At 44.3% G+C, this 17,302-nt stretch carries 26 protein-coding genes; 21 read left to right on the top strand and 5 right to left on the bottom strand.

Features of this window, described 5'->3' with window-relative positions; all coding sequences use genetic code 11:
* Positions 1-8 precede the first annotated feature (8 nt).
* From NDJ01_RS01365 to NDJ01_RS01330, 8 genes are all read left to right on the top strand, one after another.
* Positions 9-344 carry a hypothetical protein gene (locus NDJ01_RS01365; RefSeq protein ID WP_258586115.1) on the top strand — a complete coding sequence of 112 codons (336 nt, stop codon included), beginning with the start codon at positions 9-11 and terminating at the stop codon, positions 342-344.
* Positions 345-406: 62 nt separating this feature from the next.
* On the top strand, positions 407-694 hold the full coding sequence (locus tag NDJ01_RS01360; RefSeq protein WP_225495477.1) for a hypothetical protein: 288 nt from the start codon (positions 407-409) through the stop codon (positions 692-694).
* Positions 691-912: a hypothetical protein gene (locus NDJ01_RS01355; protein ID WP_258586114.1), complete on the top strand. Its 222-nt coding sequence runs from the start codon at positions 691-693 to the stop codon at positions 910-912. Before NDJ01_RS01360 ends, NDJ01_RS01355 begins: the two co-directional genes overlap by 4 nt.
* Positions 894-1,121, top strand: coding sequence for a hypothetical protein (locus NDJ01_RS01350; protein ID WP_054576243.1), 228 nt, complete (start codon positions 894-896; stop codon positions 1,119-1,121). The genes NDJ01_RS01355 and NDJ01_RS01350 overlap by 19 nt, the downstream gene beginning before the upstream one ends.
* A complete protein-coding gene (locus tag NDJ01_RS01345; RefSeq protein WP_054576242.1) occupies positions 1,118-1,357 on the top strand; it encodes a hypothetical protein in 240 nt (79 codons plus the stop codon). Before NDJ01_RS01350 ends, NDJ01_RS01345 begins: the two co-directional genes overlap by 4 nt.
* A complete protein-coding gene (locus NDJ01_RS01340; protein ID WP_258586113.1) occupies positions 1,344-3,431 on the top strand; it encodes a hypothetical protein in 2,088 nt (695 codons plus the stop codon). Before NDJ01_RS01345 ends, NDJ01_RS01340 begins: the two co-directional genes overlap by 14 nt.
* A gap of 184 nt (positions 3,432-3,615) precedes the next feature.
* Positions 3,616-4,347, top strand: a complete 732-nt coding sequence (locus NDJ01_RS01335; RefSeq protein WP_258586112.1) for an AHH domain-containing protein — start codon at positions 3,616-3,618, stop codon at positions 4,345-4,347.
* Positions 4,347-4,922, top strand: a complete 576-nt coding sequence (locus NDJ01_RS01330; protein ID WP_025605273.1) for a hypothetical protein — start codon at positions 4,347-4,349, stop codon at positions 4,920-4,922. The genes NDJ01_RS01335 and NDJ01_RS01330 overlap by 1 nt, the downstream gene beginning before the upstream one ends.
* Positions 4,923-5,433: 511 nt before the next feature.
* Here NDJ01_RS01330 and NDJ01_RS01320 read toward each other — a convergent pair.
* Together NDJ01_RS01320 and NDJ01_RS01315 are read right to left on the bottom strand one after the other, a co-directional pair.
* Entirely contained in the window at positions 5,434-5,964 is a 531-nt protein-coding gene (locus tag NDJ01_RS01320; RefSeq protein WP_258586111.1) for a type II toxin-antitoxin system YafO family toxin, read from the bottom strand.
* Positions 5,942-6,100 carry a hypothetical protein gene (locus tag NDJ01_RS01315; protein WP_206225608.1) on the bottom strand — a complete coding sequence of 53 codons (159 nt, stop codon included), beginning with the start codon at positions 6,098-6,100 and terminating at the stop codon, positions 5,942-5,944. Before NDJ01_RS01315 ends, NDJ01_RS01320 begins: the two co-directional genes overlap by 23 nt.
* 259 nt (positions 6,101-6,359) lie before the next feature.
* On the opposite strand from NDJ01_RS01315, the gene NDJ01_RS24745 reads away from it, so the two are divergent.
* Entirely contained in the window at positions 6,360-6,767 is a 408-nt protein-coding gene (locus tag NDJ01_RS24745) for a hypothetical protein (RefSeq protein WP_306431717.1), read from the top strand.
* Here the strand turns inward: NDJ01_RS24745 and NDJ01_RS01305 are convergent.
* From NDJ01_RS01305 to NDJ01_RS01295, 3 genes are all read right to left on the bottom strand, one after another.
* The gene (locus NDJ01_RS01305; RefSeq protein ID WP_080773762.1) at positions 6,762-7,013 is read right to left on the bottom strand and encodes an ogr/Delta-like zinc finger family protein; all 252 of its coding nucleotides are present in this window, start codon (positions 7,011-7,013) and stop codon (positions 6,762-6,764) included. The genes NDJ01_RS24745 and NDJ01_RS01305 overlap by 6 nt on opposite strands.
* A 65-nt stretch (positions 7,014-7,078) precedes the next feature.
* Positions 7,079-8,110 (bottom strand): phage portal protein, encoded by a 1,032-nt coding sequence (locus NDJ01_RS01300; protein ID WP_258586110.1) that lies wholly within the window; start codon positions 8,108-8,110, stop codon positions 7,079-7,081.
* Positions 8,107-9,894: a terminase large subunit domain-containing protein gene (locus NDJ01_RS01295; protein WP_213908080.1), complete on the bottom strand. Its 1,788-nt coding sequence runs from the start codon at positions 9,892-9,894 to the stop codon at positions 8,107-8,109. The genes NDJ01_RS01300 and NDJ01_RS01295 overlap by 4 nt, the downstream gene beginning before the upstream one ends.
* 165 nt (positions 9,895-10,059) lie before the next feature.
* Here NDJ01_RS01295 and NDJ01_RS01290 point away from each other — a divergent pair, with 165 nt between their 5' ends.
* The 12 genes from NDJ01_RS01290 (at position 10,060) to NDJ01_RS01235 (ending at position 17,290) form a co-directional block, all read left to right on the top strand.
* The gene (locus NDJ01_RS01290; RefSeq protein WP_053808826.1) at positions 10,060-10,926 is read left to right on the top strand and encodes a GPO family capsid scaffolding protein; all 867 of its coding nucleotides are present in this window, start codon (positions 10,060-10,062) and stop codon (positions 10,924-10,926) included.
* Entirely contained in the window at positions 10,926-11,948 is a 1,023-nt protein-coding gene (locus NDJ01_RS01285) for a phage major capsid protein, P2 family (protein WP_258586109.1), read from the top strand. Before NDJ01_RS01290 ends, NDJ01_RS01285 begins: the two co-directional genes overlap by 1 nt.
* The gene (gene gpM / locus NDJ01_RS01280) at positions 11,941-12,657 is read left to right on the top strand and encodes a phage terminase small subunit (RefSeq protein WP_065646494.1); all 717 of its coding nucleotides are present in this window, start codon (positions 11,941-11,943) and stop codon (positions 12,655-12,657) included. The genes NDJ01_RS01285 and gpM overlap by 8 nt, the downstream gene beginning before the upstream one ends.
* A gap of 108 nt (positions 12,658-12,765) precedes the next feature.
* Positions 12,766-13,230 (top strand): head completion/stabilization protein, encoded by a 465-nt coding sequence (locus NDJ01_RS01275; protein WP_243328287.1) that lies wholly within the window; start codon positions 12,766-12,768, stop codon positions 13,228-13,230.
* Positions 13,227-13,715: a phage tail protein gene (locus NDJ01_RS01270; protein ID WP_042522477.1), complete on the top strand. Its 489-nt coding sequence runs from the start codon at positions 13,227-13,229 to the stop codon at positions 13,713-13,715. Before NDJ01_RS01275 ends, NDJ01_RS01270 begins: the two co-directional genes overlap by 4 nt.
* The gene (locus tag NDJ01_RS01265; protein ID WP_042522476.1) at positions 13,708-14,367 is read left to right on the top strand and encodes a phage virion morphogenesis protein; all 660 of its coding nucleotides are present in this window, start codon (positions 13,708-13,710) and stop codon (positions 14,365-14,367) included. The genes NDJ01_RS01270 and NDJ01_RS01265 overlap by 8 nt, the downstream gene beginning before the upstream one ends.
* A gap of 2 nt (positions 14,368-14,369) precedes the next feature.
* Positions 14,370-15,500: a DUF2586 domain-containing protein gene (locus NDJ01_RS01260; protein ID WP_193837614.1), complete on the top strand. Its 1,131-nt coding sequence runs from the start codon at positions 14,370-14,372 to the stop codon at positions 15,498-15,500.
* A gap of 3 nt (positions 15,501-15,503) precedes the next feature.
* A complete protein-coding gene (locus NDJ01_RS01255; RefSeq protein WP_017821175.1) occupies positions 15,504-15,956 on the top strand; it encodes a phage protein in 453 nt (150 codons plus the stop codon).
* Positions 15,957-15,976: 20 nt separating this feature from the next.
* Complete coding sequence (locus NDJ01_RS01250; RefSeq protein ID WP_042522474.1) at positions 15,977-16,183, top strand: TraR/DksA C4-type zinc finger protein; 207 nt, start codon at positions 15,977-15,979, stop codon at positions 16,181-16,183.
* Between the two features lie 4 nt (positions 16,184-16,187).
* Positions 16,188-16,397: an HP1 family phage holin gene (locus tag NDJ01_RS01245; RefSeq protein WP_017635442.1), complete on the top strand. Its 210-nt coding sequence runs from the start codon at positions 16,188-16,190 to the stop codon at positions 16,395-16,397.
* On the top strand, positions 16,384-16,974 hold the full coding sequence (locus NDJ01_RS01240) for a lysozyme (RefSeq protein ID WP_017635441.1): 591 nt from the start codon (positions 16,384-16,386) through the stop codon (positions 16,972-16,974). Before NDJ01_RS01245 ends, NDJ01_RS01240 begins: the two co-directional genes overlap by 14 nt.
* Positions 16,949-17,290, top strand: coding sequence for a hypothetical protein (locus NDJ01_RS01235; RefSeq protein WP_052764199.1), 342 nt, complete (start codon positions 16,949-16,951; stop codon positions 17,288-17,290). Before NDJ01_RS01240 ends, NDJ01_RS01235 begins: the two co-directional genes overlap by 26 nt.
* The last annotated feature ends 12 nt before the right edge of the window (positions 17,291-17,302 follow it).

The raw sequence follows: 17,302 nt of genomic DNA, 5'->3' as shown, positions 1-17,302 counted from the left end.
GAGAACTAATGAGTCAGCTAGCTATTCAACAAGAACAACAAAAGCAAATACCTAACGCCAGCGAGAGCATCGCCGCTTGTAAAGCCTTGTTCAATGGTTCCGCTACACGCGGCAAGTTGAAAAAATTGTGGGGCGCTATGCCACCGCGTTTTCGCGGTATGGTTTTAGTCGCTGGTGATCTGAAAGCCTCGGAGCATGTGCGAGAGTTTGAAAGCTTTAATGATTTGGAGCTCCAAAAAATCCGTAGCGGCATGCAACAGATTAAAGAAATTGCGACGTTGTTCGATCGCAATCTTGGTGACGTTCGACGCCTCAAACATTACCAATTCAGTAGTACCCATTAATTCTCCAAGCCTTTGCCCCTTTAACAGGGGGCTTTTTTCGTCTTAGCGTAGGAGCATAAAAGATGAATCTAAATGAAGTCGCAAACAAACTCGCGATCCAAACAACTATTAATAGTCTGTTCGCTTTGGCGTTGGATAGCTCAGATGTCATCAGTATTCGTATTGAGTACTCATCAAAAATGAGCCTTCTCAACGTGATTGTGTTTGATGAGAACACAACGAATCAAGCTCATAACGTTGTATTGATTGATAAAGAGCGTGCGCTAGAAGAACTACTGAATATTGAAGATTACCTGATTGAACGCATTGCTGTTCGTCGTGATGCAGTTGAAGCGGAGGATGCAGCATGAACAATAGTTCGAGTGAATCCAGCCAGTTGATTGAAATGTTGAAGGACCGATTGGAAGAGTGTTGTGACTGCATCGAAGCTGGCTATGAGATTACGCGTTCTGCCGGATACACGACTATTGATGCAGAGTTAACGGTGGAAGACGGGCGCTCTTTTATTGATGAGGCGAGTCGCTACTTAGAAGAACAGGAGCGTGCGTCATGCAATACGCCGCAATAATGCTTTGCCCAGATGGCGGCATCATCCGCCATGAAGACACGAAAGAAGTCGCCAATGTAATGGTTGGCGACTTTGACTCACTAGACCAAGCGATCGAACAAGCGTGTGTATCCCTCAGTTGCACTCATTTAACCAAAGGCGTTTTGAGCAAAGGCAATGGGAAAGGCGGCTTTATGTTGGTAACGACCCAAGAACTGGAGGCGGTATGAAAAATAAAAGGATCACTTCAGTTAGTGTCGGTGATGATGTCATTCAAATTTTGGAAGGACGAACAAAGACATATGAAAAGTGTGCTATTGCATATTTTGCTGGGCCGGAAGGATGGGGCATAACCATGACTATTCGACTCGAAGAGGTCGAAGGTTTTCTGAAGTCTCCTGATACACAGAGACTATTCGTTAAGTTTTCGAAAGAAAAATTAGGGATAGAGTATGAACCAGTCTGATCTTCTATATATCGGCGGGGCAGTGATGCCCCTCGACCGAATCAAAAATAATGACGCCAGCTATAATGCTGGTTTTTTAGGTTCCAAAATTTACTCAGACCAAGAACAAGCACTTCTAGATAGTGGAATGGTCAAAAAAATAGCGATATATGACCGCGTTCCCAACCGAAAGTCCAAGCGCGAACGAGATCTTCATGAGAGAACTGACTTTTATAAATCTGTAAATTATCTCTCGGAACACGACCGCGAAGCGGCGGCGAGAATCGCCGAAGAGTATAGGCTAGTCAAAGGGCGCAAAAGTCCGACAGAGAAATTTCGCCACAGAAAAGACAAGCAAATTAAGCAGTTGATGAGTCTGAGCAAGTCTCTACGCCCTAAAAGTATCATCAGCAATGCCGACGCCAACTTTAGCCATGATGCTTTGTATGAAACGAACGAGCGCTCCAAACCTGCCATTCTCAATCAGAATGGAAAACGAGGACAAGGCGAACCTAAAAAGATTCCTATTTCAATGCAGCTAATGCACCGGTCTTGGAATGAAACTTATAAGTTTCAGGCGGTAACCGAAACGCCATCTAGTGCTGCGCCTGCGGAAAACAGTGGTGAGAGGTTCTCGGAAAAGCTGACGTCCCGTTCTGTTTCTAAAATCTTTGAGGCAGGGGCTTACACTGCAGCTTGCCATGGTGGTTTCTCTACTTTTCTGACGCTGACTTTCACCAAGGCACAACGGATGGCCATATTCGGTGGAATGTTGGATGGAAGTGAGTGTGTCAGTATGGGATCGCATCACCCAATAATCTATAAGCACAACATGGTGACAATATATCCCAAGCGTGGCGAAAAGAAAGTTGACCAACCAATCACGGATATTGGTGGAGAATACTGGCTGTTTCCAACCTCAGATAGTAAGCGTGTTAAAGCTATGAACCAGGGCAATGTCATAGTCGGCCCATATTGCGATCTTAAACAAAAGCCCAAGCAAGAGTTCTCGATGGAAAAAACTTTAGAGACAACAATAGGTAAAGAAGTCTCTCGTTTTCTTGATGGCGCAAAGAAAATGTATCAACGCGGCTGGGTTGCGGACCATACCATCCAAGTTGATAAAGATAGTGGACGAAAGTACTGCGACTTATCTCAGGAGAAAGTTGCTAAACATGTTCAGCCCGGCGATGTTGGCCCGACTTACTTGCCTGCTGATTTCCATTACATATGGGTAGCCGAGTGTCCAGCTAATGAAGATGGAGAGCCTAATCCGCACGTTCATATTTTGCTACGCTGGACGGTACCAGAGCATCTCTTTAGCCCTTGGGCTAAGCGACTTGAAAAAATATGGGGACATGGATTTGCGAAACTAGAGCGAATCAAAAAGCCAAAAGCCGCCGGTTCCTACATTATCAAGGCTGTTGGCTATGCCGCGAAAGGTGAAAATGCTGATCAAGGGCTAATCAAGGGAAATAGATACAATATCGCGAAGTGCTCAAGAGCTCCTGCCTGGGAAACTCTTGCTTCGTTTGAAGCTGGCAATATGACCGCAATAATTAAGGAGTTGGGCTACAAACTTGAGCAGTGGAAAAAGCCAATTAAGCGGCAAATCCGCAAGCTACGAAATGCCAAAGAGCAAACCATCAAGGCCAAAGCGATCGCCAAAAAGCAGCAGAAATCTGAGGAGTATCAGAACAAGCTTTATCAGAGAATCATCCGTTTGGAAAAGCAGGCCGAAAAGCTGAGTCAGAACTTGCATAGCAGGGGAGTACACGTGAATACGAGCAATCGCTTCTGCATTACGTTTGAGGGAGAACTGGCTAAGGATAAAGTAGACAAGTTTATGGTTTGGGCTGCTGGTGCAAGAGGGTGGTCATTGAACTGCAGGGATTTGGACCTGAGCGATATAAAACAAGACGCGAGTCACTTCTATCAATCTGAATATCAGCGATTTAAGGAGAATCAGTCCTATTGGCAATCACTATTACATGAATCTATACCACACATGGAAGTTGATGAAAGTGAGCTTTCTTATTGGCATAGCATTACGGCAGATTATCTTGAGGGGCGGCTTTTTCCAATATTGAGTTAGTCCGGTTTGTGTCGTCATAAGAACTTAAAGGTTAGAGTAGTGAACCGCTATTTCTTAAAGTTGATTTAAAGTGCTATTGCTTGCATAAAAATCTGAGCTGTAGGCCACATAAAGGCTATTGATTATTTGCTCGTCAGTTATGTGAATGTTATCCAACGGCTTTGTTTGTTCGAGGGATACGAGTATGAAGCATAATTTGAGTATAGTTGGACGAAAAACGAATCGTCCAAGTAATCCAACTGCAGCTGAGTTGGCCTTAGATCGTTTTGATGCGTTAGTCGACGATTTCTATAGCAAGTATCGTGTGGCTCCACCTGCGGGTGAAACTGAACAGCAAAGAGCAAAACGATTGCAGTTTGAAGCACAAGACTTGAGGTTTTTGAAAAAAATGAGGATTGAACTCATTGCTCATGCTCGAGTTGAAGATATGCAAGCTAAGTTGCAATCGTACTCTACAGAAAACTTAAAAAAAAATGCGAAAGAGTTGTTCGTTGAAAAGCATCATCCGACGACGAAACTAGCTAATAATCTAACCGCTGCAGGAGAGCCTAAACCAACTAAAAACCATGAGCCTCACCATATCATTCCTGGCTCGGGAAGGTTTAGAAAAGCAGAAATGAGAGCCGCAAGATTAAATTTGCACATGCATAAAATTGGCATAAATGCGCCCGTAAATGGTGTTTGGTTAACAAATTATGCGAAGCATACGGACTTTAACTGGGAAGCACCTAAGTCTCCGGCTCACCGTTCGATCCATACATTTAATTATGAAACTTGGATTAGTTCCAAATTTTCGAAGGGTATTCCGAGTAAACAGCACTTTGAGGCTAACTTACTTCGGGTCAAAATGGAGTTAAAGAGTGGCACCTACCCTAAAGAGGTCTTGGAAGCTAAGAATGAAGTTTGGAAAGGATGATGACGGTTTATAAAATTACAGATGATTTAACTAAGTTTCAGTCGGTATGTTCTGGCCCAGATGAAATCGCTACCCAGTTGGGGGATTTCGACTATTTTGAGAGAATCTTATTGCAGGCTGTTGAAAATAAATCTCTGAAAGATATTTGGAAGCCTGCGGAGGTCGAGTTTGAAGATGTATTAACCGATAACTCTGTATTGCCTGATATTAGCTTATGGTTACGAACATATCTTGTTTTATCTCCGAGGGCATATGAAGCTCTAAATAGTTGCTTATCTGAAAGCGGGGATTTTTTACCTGTCAACTATCAAGGTGAACAATGGTATTTATATACATCGCTGACTTTTGGAAAAGAAGATAGACAAAAGTGTGTAGAGAAGATCTCATATGGAAGCCCTGATGGGTTAGAGGTTCTTGCATTCATTGATGATGATGTGAAAGATAAAGTGATCTTTAAATCAAGATTAGAAGGGGCTAGCAACTTATATTGTACAGAGAGGCTCAAGGCTATGTGTGAACAAAACCAGCTTAATGGGCTCGTATTCTCTTCTAATCTGACAGATCCATTCAGTTAACGAATAACCTGATTTTAAACAACCCTTCCGCAAAGAAAGCAGAGCGAGAGCTCTGCTTATATTCAATATTAGAAACCTAGGGTTTAATTCTCGGAGTTCTGTCAATAACTGTACGGAGTATCACGAGGTACAGGCCAGCGATCAGCTAACCAGAGTTTTAGACCCTGTGAATAGTCGGGCGAAGAATCCGCGAATATTGATGAACCGGCACAGGCCGCACTGTTAAAAGGCAGCAGTTTACGCATTGATAATGAGACTAATATCCAAATCCGCGCAGCGGAGGTCGATGAGTACGGCAACGCTCGTCCAGCTCAGCTGGTTGAAGTTACCCGCACACCTGCAGAAAACAATAGTTGGATGAATTTTGAAGGTTGGGACCAGGTATTAGTCCAGCCAGAACAGCAAGAGTATCAACAACCAGACCTGTCGTTCTTCCCAGAGATGGAAGATGATTGGCCGTTGAATTGAATTGGTAAAATTAAGTGGGTGTTAAATTTGCCAATCTCTAGAATTAACTTGCTACGGGTGGTTCAGAGTCGTCGTGAGCTAAACCTTTAAGAAAGTCTTCTTCATTCTCAGCGGCAATATCCAAAAATCCATCTACATCTTTAGCGGTATAGCTTTTATGTGCGTCGAAGTCTTCTGGGTTAGTAGCGTTTTCAGCAGTTAGAAATTCAATAATTACGAAAATGTAAGTATCATCAGGCGTTACGAAGCCTGAATAAACAATACTTTCGTTACTTGTACAGTACCATTGTTTCTTGTACGGTTTCCAAGCTGCTTTTGTATCTACGTGAACTTTGGTCAATCGATACTTGTGAATATCGGTTATTAAAGACTCGGGTCTTTCGAACTCAGTATCTCGACCAAACGACGGGTGATCCGAAGGCATAGCCATTTGATCACCAATAGATGGAGTGATGAAATTTTTAGGGCTTTGAGATAAGCTCAATCTCTTATAGGTTTCAAATTCGTCTTTAAGAAGCGTTTGTTGCTGATTTAATGGTAGCAAGTCTCTATCAACGACAACCTTGAGCTTCATTTGAACCACTATTCCTTTTTCTGCGAGGTGATCTTTCTGCACGTCGAGCGCGAGATTGTTCTAATGTGTTGAAAGCCAGCATACGTTCAGCATCCGTAAAGACGATACGTCTTGGCGACTTACTTTCAGTTTTCATTTGGCATTTCCTTGCAGCGACAGCTGCGTTATGTGTGGAGAAGAGGTACGCAATGCGTACTTTCAGGTATAATTCTTAACCATTCTGACCAATAGGTCAATCGAATATGTGATATTTACTATAAAGTAACGTTACATATCAGTAAATATCGGTTTCCTTCGTTTTCACCCGGATCTGACTCACTCCTTTTGTGCTCTAACTCTTAAACTTAGACTTTTTACTAAGCGTTATACCGTATATTTTTTCGAAGCAGAGATTTTTGTTTGGCTCTTCTTTTTTGACGGTTTGGGAATTTAAAGATGCGGTAGCCTTATTGCTATGGAATTGTGCTAGCAAAGGAAAATTCTTAATGAGTGAATTGTATCTAAAAACCACTGTGGAAAACTGTATGGATATACAGTATATTTCACTGATGATTGGTAAGGGTGTTGATATGTCGAATAAAAATCAAAACGATATCTTGTTGTCTGCTTTAGAAATCGTCATTGATGGTGTGGCTAATAGTGAGGCAACAGAGAGGACTAGAGCGGCAGGTGCATATATTGCTGGCTTAATACTGGCTGATACAAAAGGGCAGTTGGACTCCGAAAAACAAAAAGCCATCTTGAGCATTGTCGAGATGGCTTCTGAAGTAGATAGCACGGCGTTTATACAAGATTCACTATAGTATCGAGAGTTGATGTTTGAGCTGTTGTCGTGCCTCTGGCGGCAACGCCTTACATAAATCAAAAGCCATTTGACTAGTTGTTTTTGCCGATGGGCTTAAAGTGTGACTATAAGACAAGTTCATCACAAAACTATGCCCGCATTCTGGGTCACTACAACTGCAATATAAATCGGCATGACTATTGGATAGTCGATTGGATTTTTGAATTCGGCTTTTACAACCACACTCCGGACACAATACTCTCATACAAGCACCTAACTTATTGACTGACTTAATAATGATACGTCAAAGGGCTGTGTTTTTGTACAGGTTTATGGGCTTTCTCCAAACGTAGTATCAAATTTTAAATGTAGATTTTTGATATTTTTTATCTCGGGATCGTTGTTAACTTCATCCATAATTAGTTCGCATACGGGGATGATTTCGTCTTTGGCATACTCACTGCCAATTTTGACGGGGTCACCCAGATTAGTCGTTCCCTGGGGAATGATTCCTGCTTTTCCTATAGGGAAGCGATGCCCTACGAGAATGTCTTGCGCAGTGATGTTTTTGATTCGCTCAAATTCATCTTTTGTCGCTATATCGCCCACCGGGATTAGCTGAATCCCTTTTTCTGCACCGCCTGGAATATTAACAAACATACTTCTAAAGTTACCCACCCCTTTGGAGCTCGCGATTTTTTCCTTCAGCATTTGTTCGTCGTCATCACTAAGGTTTGGATCCGTGGCGTAAAAAATGAATCCCATGTGTGCACCGTTCTTGTAATAGCGACGACGAAATAGCGTTGCATCACGGTTTAGTAAGCTACTTTGTAAACTACCTAGATAGTCAGGTAGTCCATAAACTTGCTGCTGCAGATCTTCTTGAGGCAAAAAAATGATGTCATTCTCTTTGTATACTCGTTGCTTGTTGTCTCGCTCTAGCAAAACGAAGTCCCCATTTTTACGTCTACGTAGATACATGGTCGGTAGAGGAAACAAGCGCACAACACGTTTGAAGTGGTCGCGGATTTTTAAGAATGCGGCATCACCAAACGTGAAGTAGTTATTACAAAAAGATTGAATCTGCCGACGTCTTGAACCGCCACCTGAAATAAAACGGGCAGCAACATAATTTGCTCGAGCTTTAAGTAAAGACCCGTGATAGGCGTTTGCTCGTGAAGTTTCTGCTAAGCCTTGGCGTGAAACTGGAGGCTCCCAGTAACCATCAGTGTCGTTATAGAAAAGCTCAGAATATGAAGTCATCCAACTGGTTGAGTCAATTGCCTCAGGTGTGGAGTCAAGGTGATAAACAGATTCCGCATGTTGCTCCTGTTGTACTAGTTTGTCTTTTTGATTGTTCATGCTGCAGTCGCCCAGGTTGATTTCGTTGGTGTGTTGTGGTCTAGCGGCTCATTGATAATGGCGTGTGAAATGGCCCAAAACGCATCAGCGTGGCCTGTTGTTTCACTTCGCTCTGCTTTAAAGGTCATAGCGTTACCGCTATTGGTCGGCACTCGTTTAATCGCCATAAATGCCATAGCAATGTCTTTGTGTTCGGCATCAAACTGCAGTCGTTTTGCTTCTACGATATCGATCATCTTCATTACTAGGCGATTCTTGTTTTCGTTGCTGTAATGTATGGCGTGGGCCTCACGAGGGTGCTTTTTCTTAATTAAGTCCCAAACACCGCCACCAATGCCTGTAGTATCAACGCCTATGTAAGTGACTTTGTAGCGTTGAAATACCTTTTCAATTTCACTCACGTGGTACTGGAAGTTAAGCCCTTTCCAGTAGTGCTTCTCTAAGACACGAAACTTTTCACCTGCAACTGCCGGCGGAGCTATTACTACTAAGCAAGCATTGTCTCGCGTTCGGCTGGGGTCATAACCCAGCCATACTTCACGCCCGGCAAACGGTGATTTTGTTTTCGGCTTGAAGTCCTGCCAGTGGGCAGAGTCAATCATGCCTTTTTCGAGGTCAGAGAATTTGAATACAGACAAAGAGCCGTCGACGAAGATACACATAAACAGGTTATCGAAATCGTCTTTACTGTATTCGTCCTTCAGTTCTTCAATATCAAATAGTTCACAGCCGCCTGCTGCAGCGTCTTCAATAGTGACGACATATCGCCACTGCTTATCAGGGCAAAGTACACCACCATCACGATATTCATCGAACGTTGGAAACTCAATTTTGGCGCGTGAGTCTCTGCCTTTTCGCCATTGGTCGCCCGTCCAAAATGGATATGCCTGGTGCATTTTCGATGATGGTGTCGAAAAGTAGGTTTTACGCCATTTTTTATGGGTAGCCATTGCTGAAGCGAGTTTGTTTAGTTCGTCAAACTTCGGTATCCAGAAATACTCATCAACATAGACATGGCCGTGGTAACTCTGCGCGGTTTTACTATTGGTAGATAAAAAGCGAAGTTCAGCGCCATTGGAGAGAATGATCGGGTTTCCAGTCAGCTCTATGTCTAAGAACTCTTTTGCAATAGCAATGATGTAGCTGCGGAATACTTCTGCTTGAGCTCGTGATGCTGACAAAAAGATCTGGTTATCGCCGGTCAGAATCGCATCTTCTAACGCTTCGCCACTGAAGTAGTAAGTTGCACCAATTTGGCGGGATTTAAGAATGTTTCGAATACGCTGTTTTATGTTGTTGCGCATTACATGCTGATAGGCAAACAGGGAGTCATGCCATGTGACAAAGTCATCTTCACTCAGTTCGCTGATGTCATTCTTTTTACTTTTACGTTTCTTGGTCGATTTTGAATTACTGCTAGATTTCTGGCTGTTACGGCTATTTGTACCGTCGTGCTTTTTATTCCCTGTATTTAAAGGTTGCTCACCTTGCTGCTTTTCTTGTGCCCTTTGTTTCTTTAATGCAGCGTGATGCTTGATAAGCCGATCGAGCATGTCTAGTTGGTTTTTAGTGGGGTCAATAAGTTCAAGCAGTGTTTGAATTCGATTTGCTATCGCTTCATCAATGGTTTGTTCACGCAACATATCGCGCCAACCGAATTTGTCTGCCCAGTAATAAATGATGCGCTCATTATTCAGGTTCAGTTCGGTAGCGATTTCACGTGGCGTCCAAGCTTTCAAATAGAGTGCTCGGGCGGCTTGTCGTATTTCGGGAGAATATGCCATAAGCGCATCATACGCGCCGAAAACTTGCAGATGACTAAGCAAAGTTCGGATGAATTCGGATAGTAAATGTATCCGAATTACAAGGAATTGAAGTAGCTGAAACGACACATTCAAAGGCGTATTGTTTGCTCGAACCGTATGTGATTGACAAGTTTGAGTACAAAAATGCCAAAGATTAGTGAGTGGAAAATCATCGCGACAGAAGGACCGACCGTCGACGGGCGTAAAATAACCCGTGATTGGATTGAGCAAATGGCCGCTAGTTATTCGATGGATGAGTACACCGCACTAATTTGGCCTGAGCATCGTCGATTTTACGGTTACGGTGAAAACTGGGGCCGAGTGGTTGAAGTAAAAGCGGAGGAACAAGGCGGGAAATTACGTCTGTTCGCCAAGCTAGAGCCGAATGACTATCTGCTTGAAGCCAACCGTAAAAAACAAAAACTATTCACATCTATTGAGCCAAATCCCGACTACAAGGGGGAAGGGCGTTGCTATCTAATGGGCCTAGCTGCGACTGACTCCCCAGCCTCCACAGGAACATCGCTCCTTCAATTCTCTCGTGTACATGGGGAAACCACCGAGATCAAAGCAAGCCATTTAGAAGAGGTGGACTTTTCAGATTGCTTTACTCGCAAAGACCGCTTTTTTGCGGCATTCAATGAATTTTTCTCTTCTGACGATGAAGAGCCAGAAACGCTATCAACAGCAGAGGGCACCAACGTGACCGAAGAACAATTAAAAGTCGCACTAAAAGAGCAGTTTTCTGCTTTCAAAGGTGAGTTTAAGCAAGAACTAAAAGAAGAGTTCAATTTGCAAAACACACCCGATCAACCAGAAACACCAGAAGTAGCAACCAAAGATGCGACGGTCGAGCAGTTTTCCGCTGCGCTGGAAGAAAAGCTAAATCCGTTGTTTGAGAAAGTGAACGGACTAGAAACTAAGTTTGCTGAACTATCACAAGAAGTCCCTGACCAGGAACCAGATCCATCAGGTGCTAGTGAATCTTTCTCATCTAAGGAGATGTTTTAATGCTGAACGCACTATCTACCAGTTATTTACAAGAGTTTTGTACAGCGACGTTATCCGCCGCAAATGCTCCGCAAGGTACACAGTCGTTTAACTTGACGCCCCCAATGGAAACTAAGCTACGTCAAGCAATTATGGAATCGGATGCTTTCCTAGGCATGGTTTCATTGCTGCCAGTTCAGCAAATCAAAGGTCAGGTTGTTGATGTTGGTGATGATGGCCTTTCGACCGGTCGATCTGGTTCGGGACGTTTTAGCGTGGAAGTGGGCCAAAGTGGTAATACCTACGAGCTTACAAAGACAGATTCAGGAGCACATATCCTTTGGGAAACTATGACGCAATGGGCAAACTCTGGCTCTAAAGGTCACTGGTTGAGCATGATGAAAAGCGCGATTTCCCGTCGTTTTGCATTGGATATGTTGCGTGTCGGTTTTAACGGTACGTCTATCGCAACTAATACGGACCCGGTTAAAAATCCATTAGGCCAGGATGTAAATAAAGGCTGGCTCACGATTGTTAAAGAGAAGAGATCTAGCCAGGTACTCGCATCAGCAAAGCTTGACCCAACAGGTACTGCGACTGATTCATACAAGAATCTTGATTCACTTACGCAAGATCTAATCAACACGACGATTGCTCCCGAACATCGTCAAGACCCAGATCTCGTTGTTTTAGTTGGGTCGAATCTAGTCGCGGCTGAGCAGCACCGCTTACTTGAGGCTGCCGATAGTCCAACAGAGCATAAAGCGGCCCAAAGCCTAGCCAAGACAATTGCTGGCAAAAAGGCTTACACACCACCATTTTTCCCGGCTGATCAACTTTGGGTTACCAATACTAAGAACCTACAGATTCTGACGCAAGAAGGCACTCAGTGGCGTAAGCAGAAAAACGATGAAGATGAGCTTCGTTTCAAGCAAAACCATATCCGTATGGAAGGTTACGCTGTGGGAAATCTTAAAAAGTTCGCGGCTATCGAATCTGTTTCAGTCGTCGAATCAGCCGTTGAAGGGGTGATTAATGGCTAGTCCTTTAGCAAGGCAGCGTCGTCAGCTTCTAGAAAATCAAGTCAGTCATTCTGCATCGAAGTTGAGTGCTAGTGCAAATACCGAAAGCCTGCACATCAAGCTGATCGATTTTGAAGAAGACCGCAAGTATCTAAAACAGCTCAATGCTATCGAAGACAAGGTGAAACATAAGCGTGATGTTTTGGTGCCCAAGTACAAACCGTACGTGGAAGCTTACCTAGCAAAAGGCGAAGTATTCGAGAACCCAATTTTCACTAATATGGTTATCTGGTTGTTCGATGTCAACGACATGGAAACCGCGATTGATTGGTGCTTGAAAGCCATAGCGCTTGATTTACCTACACCAGATAACTTCCGACGTGACTGGCCAACCGTGTGCGCCGATGAAGTTTTAGCTTGGGCGGAAAAAGAGTCTGGCAGAGGACATTCTATTGAGCCTTATTTCAGCGCGGTTTTTGAAAAGGTTGAGAGCGAATGGCGACTACACGAAGAAGTGCATGCTAAGTGGTATCGATTTGCTGGGTTGCACTTACTTCGAAATGACGAAGGACAACCGCAACCGACGTCTATCGGTTGTTTAGATACCTTGGAAAAGGCCTTGTTGCTACTGCAGTGTGCTCATGAGAAGTACGCCAAAATTGGGGTGAAAACCAAAATTGGTCAGGTAGAACAACGTATTCGAGCGATTAAAGACAACAAAAACTTGTAACAGCTCCTACGCCGCCGAGCCTCGGCTGGTGAGGTAAGAGTGCCAATAGGCTAACTCAATACCGTCGACCCAGTGGCTAGAGGCTCACTTATTAAAAGAGGAATAACGATGTTTACGGGATCTTCCGGTTCGGATTATCAAGCGACAGAAATCACTAATGACGGTTTTTGGCCGAATATCAATGCCGGTGATTTTGAAAAGCGTCGCGGTATTCCTGCTGCTCAAGACTCAGAACGTATTGCTATCGCTCTAGTTAATGCTGTTTCGGAAGTTAATCAGCAACTCGAAGACTTAAAAGTTAAGTATCAGGAAGAGGGGCATGCCACTGCTGGCGATGTTCCTACATTTCCGAAAATGAATGATAAAAACCGTGTTGTATATCAATACGAATCAGCAGTATTTGCGAGAGCCAAAGCTGATTTGCTGCCGGACATTGCAACTGTTCATACCAAGGACAAGGGCGATCACATCGCAGACAGAAGCGTAGAGGTGCGCACTGAATTACTTTCAGAAAGCCAGCGCATTATTAGAAATATGAAAGGGCTGAACCGTTCATCGGTGGATTTGCTATGAGAACGCAATACCAAGCAGGTTACAAGCTGCGTGACCTAAACGCATTTTTAATCAGCGTTGTGGGCGACAAGATAGCCAAGCGCATGGAATGTGAAATGGGCAAGGTTGAGTTGAAACTAGAAACCAAGCACATGGGTCATGGTTTTGACCTGCTGTATCAGCGTTATGTTGCTGACTTCTACTTCGACAAATTCCCTTTCAAAGAATACGACCCAGCGGTGCTGTTCGCTAATGTTGGAGCGTGGTTGATGGACAACGATTCTGACCGTTTCCGCATCGAAGACTTAGACGACCCATACGTAGACGTAGTACTGGAAGATGAGAAAAACGCCGAAGTGTTGGTCTCAGTCATGTTTGAAGAACCCGTCAAAGTGGCTGCAGACCCCGACGGGCCAATCTATTGGAATGGTCAACGCTGGAAGATTGAAGAGTACGAGATTTGGCAGGCGGAAAGGCTATCACATGTAGTTCTCCGCAATGTATGAGATACGGGCCGATAAGCGCAGTTATTTGCGAGTTAAAGAGCAATTCGAGCTGCTAAAGCTTGAGAAAAAAGCCAGAGCCCGAGTGCTGAAAGAGCTTGGTAAATACATCACCAAAACGACCAAAAAAAACATTCGAGCACAGCGTGACCCAGACGGTAAAGCGTGGTCAAAGCGCAAAAACGGCAGGCGAAAAATGCTTAGAGGTTTCACTAAGAAGCTAAAGCATTTTCAAAAAGACAATAACCGGGTTTTGGTTGTTGGTTGGCCATCAAGACGAGGAACCGTTGCACTGGCTCACCATACAGGTGAAGCAGAGGAAAGCGGATTGCAGCAGCGATTCAAGCAAGCCAAGAAAGCGAAAGAACCAAAGAAAACCGACCCGGCAACGAGAGAGCAAGCAAAAGAGTTACGCGATTTAGGTTACAGACTTCCGCCCCAAGGCAGGCAGAAGAGAGGCAAAAAGCCAACGCTCAAATTCATTACTCAGAATATGACCGTCGCTGAAGCCGCAAAACTGATTAGTGATCTGGAAAATAAAACGCCATCACGTAAGTGGGAAGTAGATCGCCCAGAACGCCGATTGATAGGCATTAGTCCGAAACGGGCAGCAATGATTATCAAGCGGGAAATGAATCGAAATAGGAGCAACTAAACATGGCATGGCCTACCGTCATTATTAACATTCTGAACATGATGCGCGGACCGATCCCGGGCGTTGAATTTCACTTTCTGTTTGTTGTGTACGGCACAGTTGCAGGAACAGAGCGCAACCTAATTATGGTGGATAACACCACGGATTTTTCAGACAGCGCGTTCGATAACATCGACCCTGTACACATGCTCACGCTAAAAGCTGCTCAGTTAAATGGGAAACAGAACTGGACTGCCGGTGTGATCGTTTTAAACCCATCAGATAGTTGGCAGGCTGCGGTTTTTAAAGCCAATGAGACATCAAGCTTTGAAGCTGTTGTGTTGGATAAGCCAAATACTGGAGCGTCCACTCTTGAAGATGCAGTCGCATTTCGCCATGAACTTAAAGCCAAGCTTGGACGAGAAGTTTTCATGATCTGTTCCTTACCAGGAATTAATGATTCCGAGGACGGTGAAACATGGGCCGAGTGGTTAGCGCAAACGGTGAATGTGCCAAAGAACATTGCAAGTGAATACATCACCGTAGTGCCACAAGTACACGAAGGAAACTCTACAGTTGGCATTTATGCAGGTCGGTTGGCCAATCAAGAAGTATCTATTGCTGACTCACCGGCACGAGTAAAAACAGGCAGCATTCTCGGCAGTATGGCATTAGCAAAAGATAAGGATGGAAAGCCATTAGAGCTAGCAACACTTAAAGCACTAGAAGCTGCTCGAATCGCTGTACCGATGTGGTATCCGGACTATCCGGGGCAATATTGGACAACTGGACGTACGCTAGATGTCCCTGGTGGTGATTATCAAGATATTCGTCACATTCGTGTCGCCATGAAAGCAGCACGTAAAGTGCGGGTACGAGCAATTGCACGAATTGCTGATCGAGAATTCAATTCCACACCAGGCAGTGAAGCCAGCGCAAAGCTGTATTTTACTCAAGACCTCCGTGAAATGGCGGTAGTGAAAAAAATTGGTGATTACGAGTTCCCTGGTGAAATCAAACCACCTCAAGACGATGACATCACCATTACATGGGTTAATAGTGAAGAAGTTGAAATTCTACTCGCAGTTACACCTTACGAGTGCCCAGTGAAAATCACCATCGGCATCATGCTCAATCAACGACTAGGGGAGTAAACAATGAATTCTCGTTATACAGGGCGAAGCTTCGACATAAACATGCTGGGGATTTTGGTTCATGTGGAGTCGGCTACAGCAACCATCAATGATGAGTCTGCTGTTGATAAAGAGCGCGGCATTCCCACTGGATTTACTCATGGAGCTGTGAGTTGCGATGTTGAGTATGAGCTGGACTTGAACAACTTCCGTAAGCTTCAACAAAAAGCTCGCGAAGCTGGCAGTTGGCGCGGTATTAAGCCACACGACTGTATGTTCTATGCAAATACTGGCGATGATGAAGACAAAGTAGAGCTGTTTGGTGTGAAGCTTCAAATCTCAGATTTACTTAGTGTTGATCCAAACAGCAGTGATAAAACCAAGCGCAAGCTTAAAGGCTTTGTGACGAGCCCTCACTTTGTTCGCATTAATGGCATCTCATACCTAAGTAATGATGATACCCGCGGTTTGCTTTAAGCCTATCAGAGAGAGAATGAATGCCTGACTTTATCGACCATGCTAGTAGTAACGAAACCAAGTTTACTGAAATGGCAATCGCAAACCAGCTTAAACAGTCTGTGAAGACAAGCGAACGAGAGAGTGCAAAAGAATGTCTTGAGTGTGGTGACCCTATCCCTGAAGGGCGTCAGATAGCTATAGCGGGGTGCCAGTTTTGCGCCCCCTGCCAGGCTAATTTGGAGTAACGATATGAAAGATTGGTTCGACAAATTAACCAGTGGAGTTGCTTACCTTGTGTCATTGGCAGGAATGACTTTCAGCAAGCTGACATTTGAACAGTGGTATTTCATTTTATCACTAGTGATTGGCCTTGCAGCGCTGGGATTGAACTATTGGCACAAGCGAGCAATGCAACGTATTGCTAGCGAAAAAGGAGTAGCACTGAGTGAAACTGACTAAGCGCATCATTTGTTCTGTCGTCGCTGTGATCGGCTTGGTAACAGGTGGTACGGCTGTTTATGGACCTGAATTGACGCAGCCCATTGGGCAAGTTGTGGTATCGGAACGAGACTTAGGAACGCTGCGCATCACCCCTAAAGGACTGAAGTTGATTGGTGATGCAGAGGGATGCCGGCAGAACCCTTACGTTTGTCCGGGAGGTATTCCTACGAATGGAATTGGGAATACTCATGGTGTGCCAGATACGCCAATCACATTGGAGCAAGTCGCGATCGACTGGGTGAAAAATATTCAATCGGCCGAACGATGTGTGACCAATGCAGAAAGGATTTCAGGAGCGCAAATGAGCACGGGTCAATTTGACGCATTTACCAGCTTTGTTTTCAACTTCGGGTGTACCAAGTTTCGCAAAAATAAGGACGGCTCTGACACTCGGATTTACGCAGCAATCAAACATGGCAATTATCCCAAAGCCTGCGGTCACATTACGGAGTGGGTAAAGAGTCAGGGCGTTGTACTTAAAGGACTCGTCACTCGAAGAGGATTAGAACGTGATCGCTGCATGGAAATGGATTAAGTGGATTGGTCTTGCGGTGTTGGTGACGACCATCGCGGTGCTGAAGCTGCAGCTTCATACCGTCAAAGCAGAGAAAACCACATTAAGTGAAAAGCTCACCAAGGCAGAAGCAGACAACCAAATCAACTTAACCACCATTGAATTTTTGAAGGGTGAAAGTGAGCAAGCTAACAACATGTTAGTTCAGCGGCAACGGCAACACATAGCAGCAGAGGAAAAACTCAATGCAGACCTGGCAGCACTTAAAACAGAGCTGGCAAACGTTCAGTGCCATATCCCTGCCACTGTTACTGACCGCCTGCGCGAACCCTACTGAAACCGTCGCAAC

Source organism: Vibrio sp. HS-50-1 (assembly GCF_024747315.1).
Taxonomy (GTDB): Bacteria; Pseudomonadota; Gammaproteobacteria; order Enterobacterales; family Vibrionaceae; genus Vibrio; species Vibrio diabolicus.
Note: the sequence above shows the minus strand (reverse complement) of the source record. Positions and strands in the feature narration are given on the sequence as shown.

Coding starts and splice junctions, on each gene's coding strand:
- NDJ01_RS01365 (WP_258586115.1), top strand. CDS start 9: ATGAGTCAGCTAGCTATTCAACAAGAACAACAAAAGCAAATACCTAAC.
- NDJ01_RS01360 (WP_225495477.1), top strand. CDS start 407: ATGAATCTAAATGAAGTCGCAAACAAACTCGCGATCCAAACAACTATT.
- NDJ01_RS01355 (WP_258586114.1), top strand. CDS start 691: ATGAACAATAGTTCGAGTGAATCCAGCCAGTTGATTGAAATGTTGAAG.
- NDJ01_RS01350 (WP_054576243.1), top strand. CDS start 894: ATGCAATACGCCGCAATAATGCTTTGCCCAGATGGCGGCATCATCCGC.
- NDJ01_RS01345 (WP_054576242.1), top strand. CDS start 1,118: ATGAAAAATAAAAGGATCACTTCAGTTAGTGTCGGTGATGATGTCATT.
- NDJ01_RS01340 (WP_258586113.1), top strand. CDS start 1,344: ATGAACCAGTCTGATCTTCTATATATCGGCGGGGCAGTGATGCCCCTC.
- NDJ01_RS01335 (WP_258586112.1), top strand. CDS start 3,616: ATGAAGCATAATTTGAGTATAGTTGGACGAAAAACGAATCGTCCAAGT.
- NDJ01_RS01330 (WP_025605273.1), top strand. CDS start 4,347: ATGACGGTTTATAAAATTACAGATGATTTAACTAAGTTTCAGTCGGTA.
- NDJ01_RS01320 (WP_258586111.1), bottom strand. CDS start 5,964: ATGAAGCTCAAGGTTGTCGTTGATAGAGACTTGCTACCATTAAATCAG.
- NDJ01_RS01315 (WP_206225608.1), bottom strand. CDS start 6,100: ATGAAAACTGAAAGTAAGTCGCCAAGACGTATCGTCTTTACGGATGCT.
- NDJ01_RS01305 (WP_080773762.1), bottom strand. CDS start 7,013: ATGAGAGTATTGTGTCCGGAGTGTGGTTGTAAAAGCCGAATTCAAAAA.
- NDJ01_RS01300 (WP_258586110.1), bottom strand. CDS start 8,110: ATGAACAATCAAAAAGACAAACTAGTACAACAGGAGCAACATGCGGAA.
- NDJ01_RS01295 (WP_213908080.1), bottom strand. CDS start 9,894: ATGGCATATTCTCCCGAAATACGACAAGCCGCCCGAGCACTCTATTTG.
- NDJ01_RS01290 (WP_053808826.1), top strand. CDS start 10,060: ATGCCAAAGATTAGTGAGTGGAAAATCATCGCGACAGAAGGACCGACC.
- NDJ01_RS01285 (WP_258586109.1), top strand. CDS start 10,926: ATGCTGAACGCACTATCTACCAGTTATTTACAAGAGTTTTGTACAGCG.
- gpM (WP_065646494.1), top strand. CDS start 11,941: ATGGCTAGTCCTTTAGCAAGGCAGCGTCGTCAGCTTCTAGAAAATCAA.
- NDJ01_RS01275 (WP_243328287.1), top strand. CDS start 12,766: ATGTTTACGGGATCTTCCGGTTCGGATTATCAAGCGACAGAAATCACT.
- NDJ01_RS01270 (WP_042522477.1), top strand. CDS start 13,227: ATGAGAACGCAATACCAAGCAGGTTACAAGCTGCGTGACCTAAACGCA.
- NDJ01_RS01265 (WP_042522476.1), top strand. CDS start 13,708: ATGTATGAGATACGGGCCGATAAGCGCAGTTATTTGCGAGTTAAAGAG.
- NDJ01_RS01260 (WP_193837614.1), top strand. CDS start 14,370: ATGGCATGGCCTACCGTCATTATTAACATTCTGAACATGATGCGCGGA.
- NDJ01_RS01255 (WP_017821175.1), top strand. CDS start 15,504: ATGAATTCTCGTTATACAGGGCGAAGCTTCGACATAAACATGCTGGGG.
- NDJ01_RS01250 (WP_042522474.1), top strand. CDS start 15,977: ATGCCTGACTTTATCGACCATGCTAGTAGTAACGAAACCAAGTTTACT.
- NDJ01_RS01245 (WP_017635442.1), top strand. CDS start 16,188: ATGAAAGATTGGTTCGACAAATTAACCAGTGGAGTTGCTTACCTTGTG.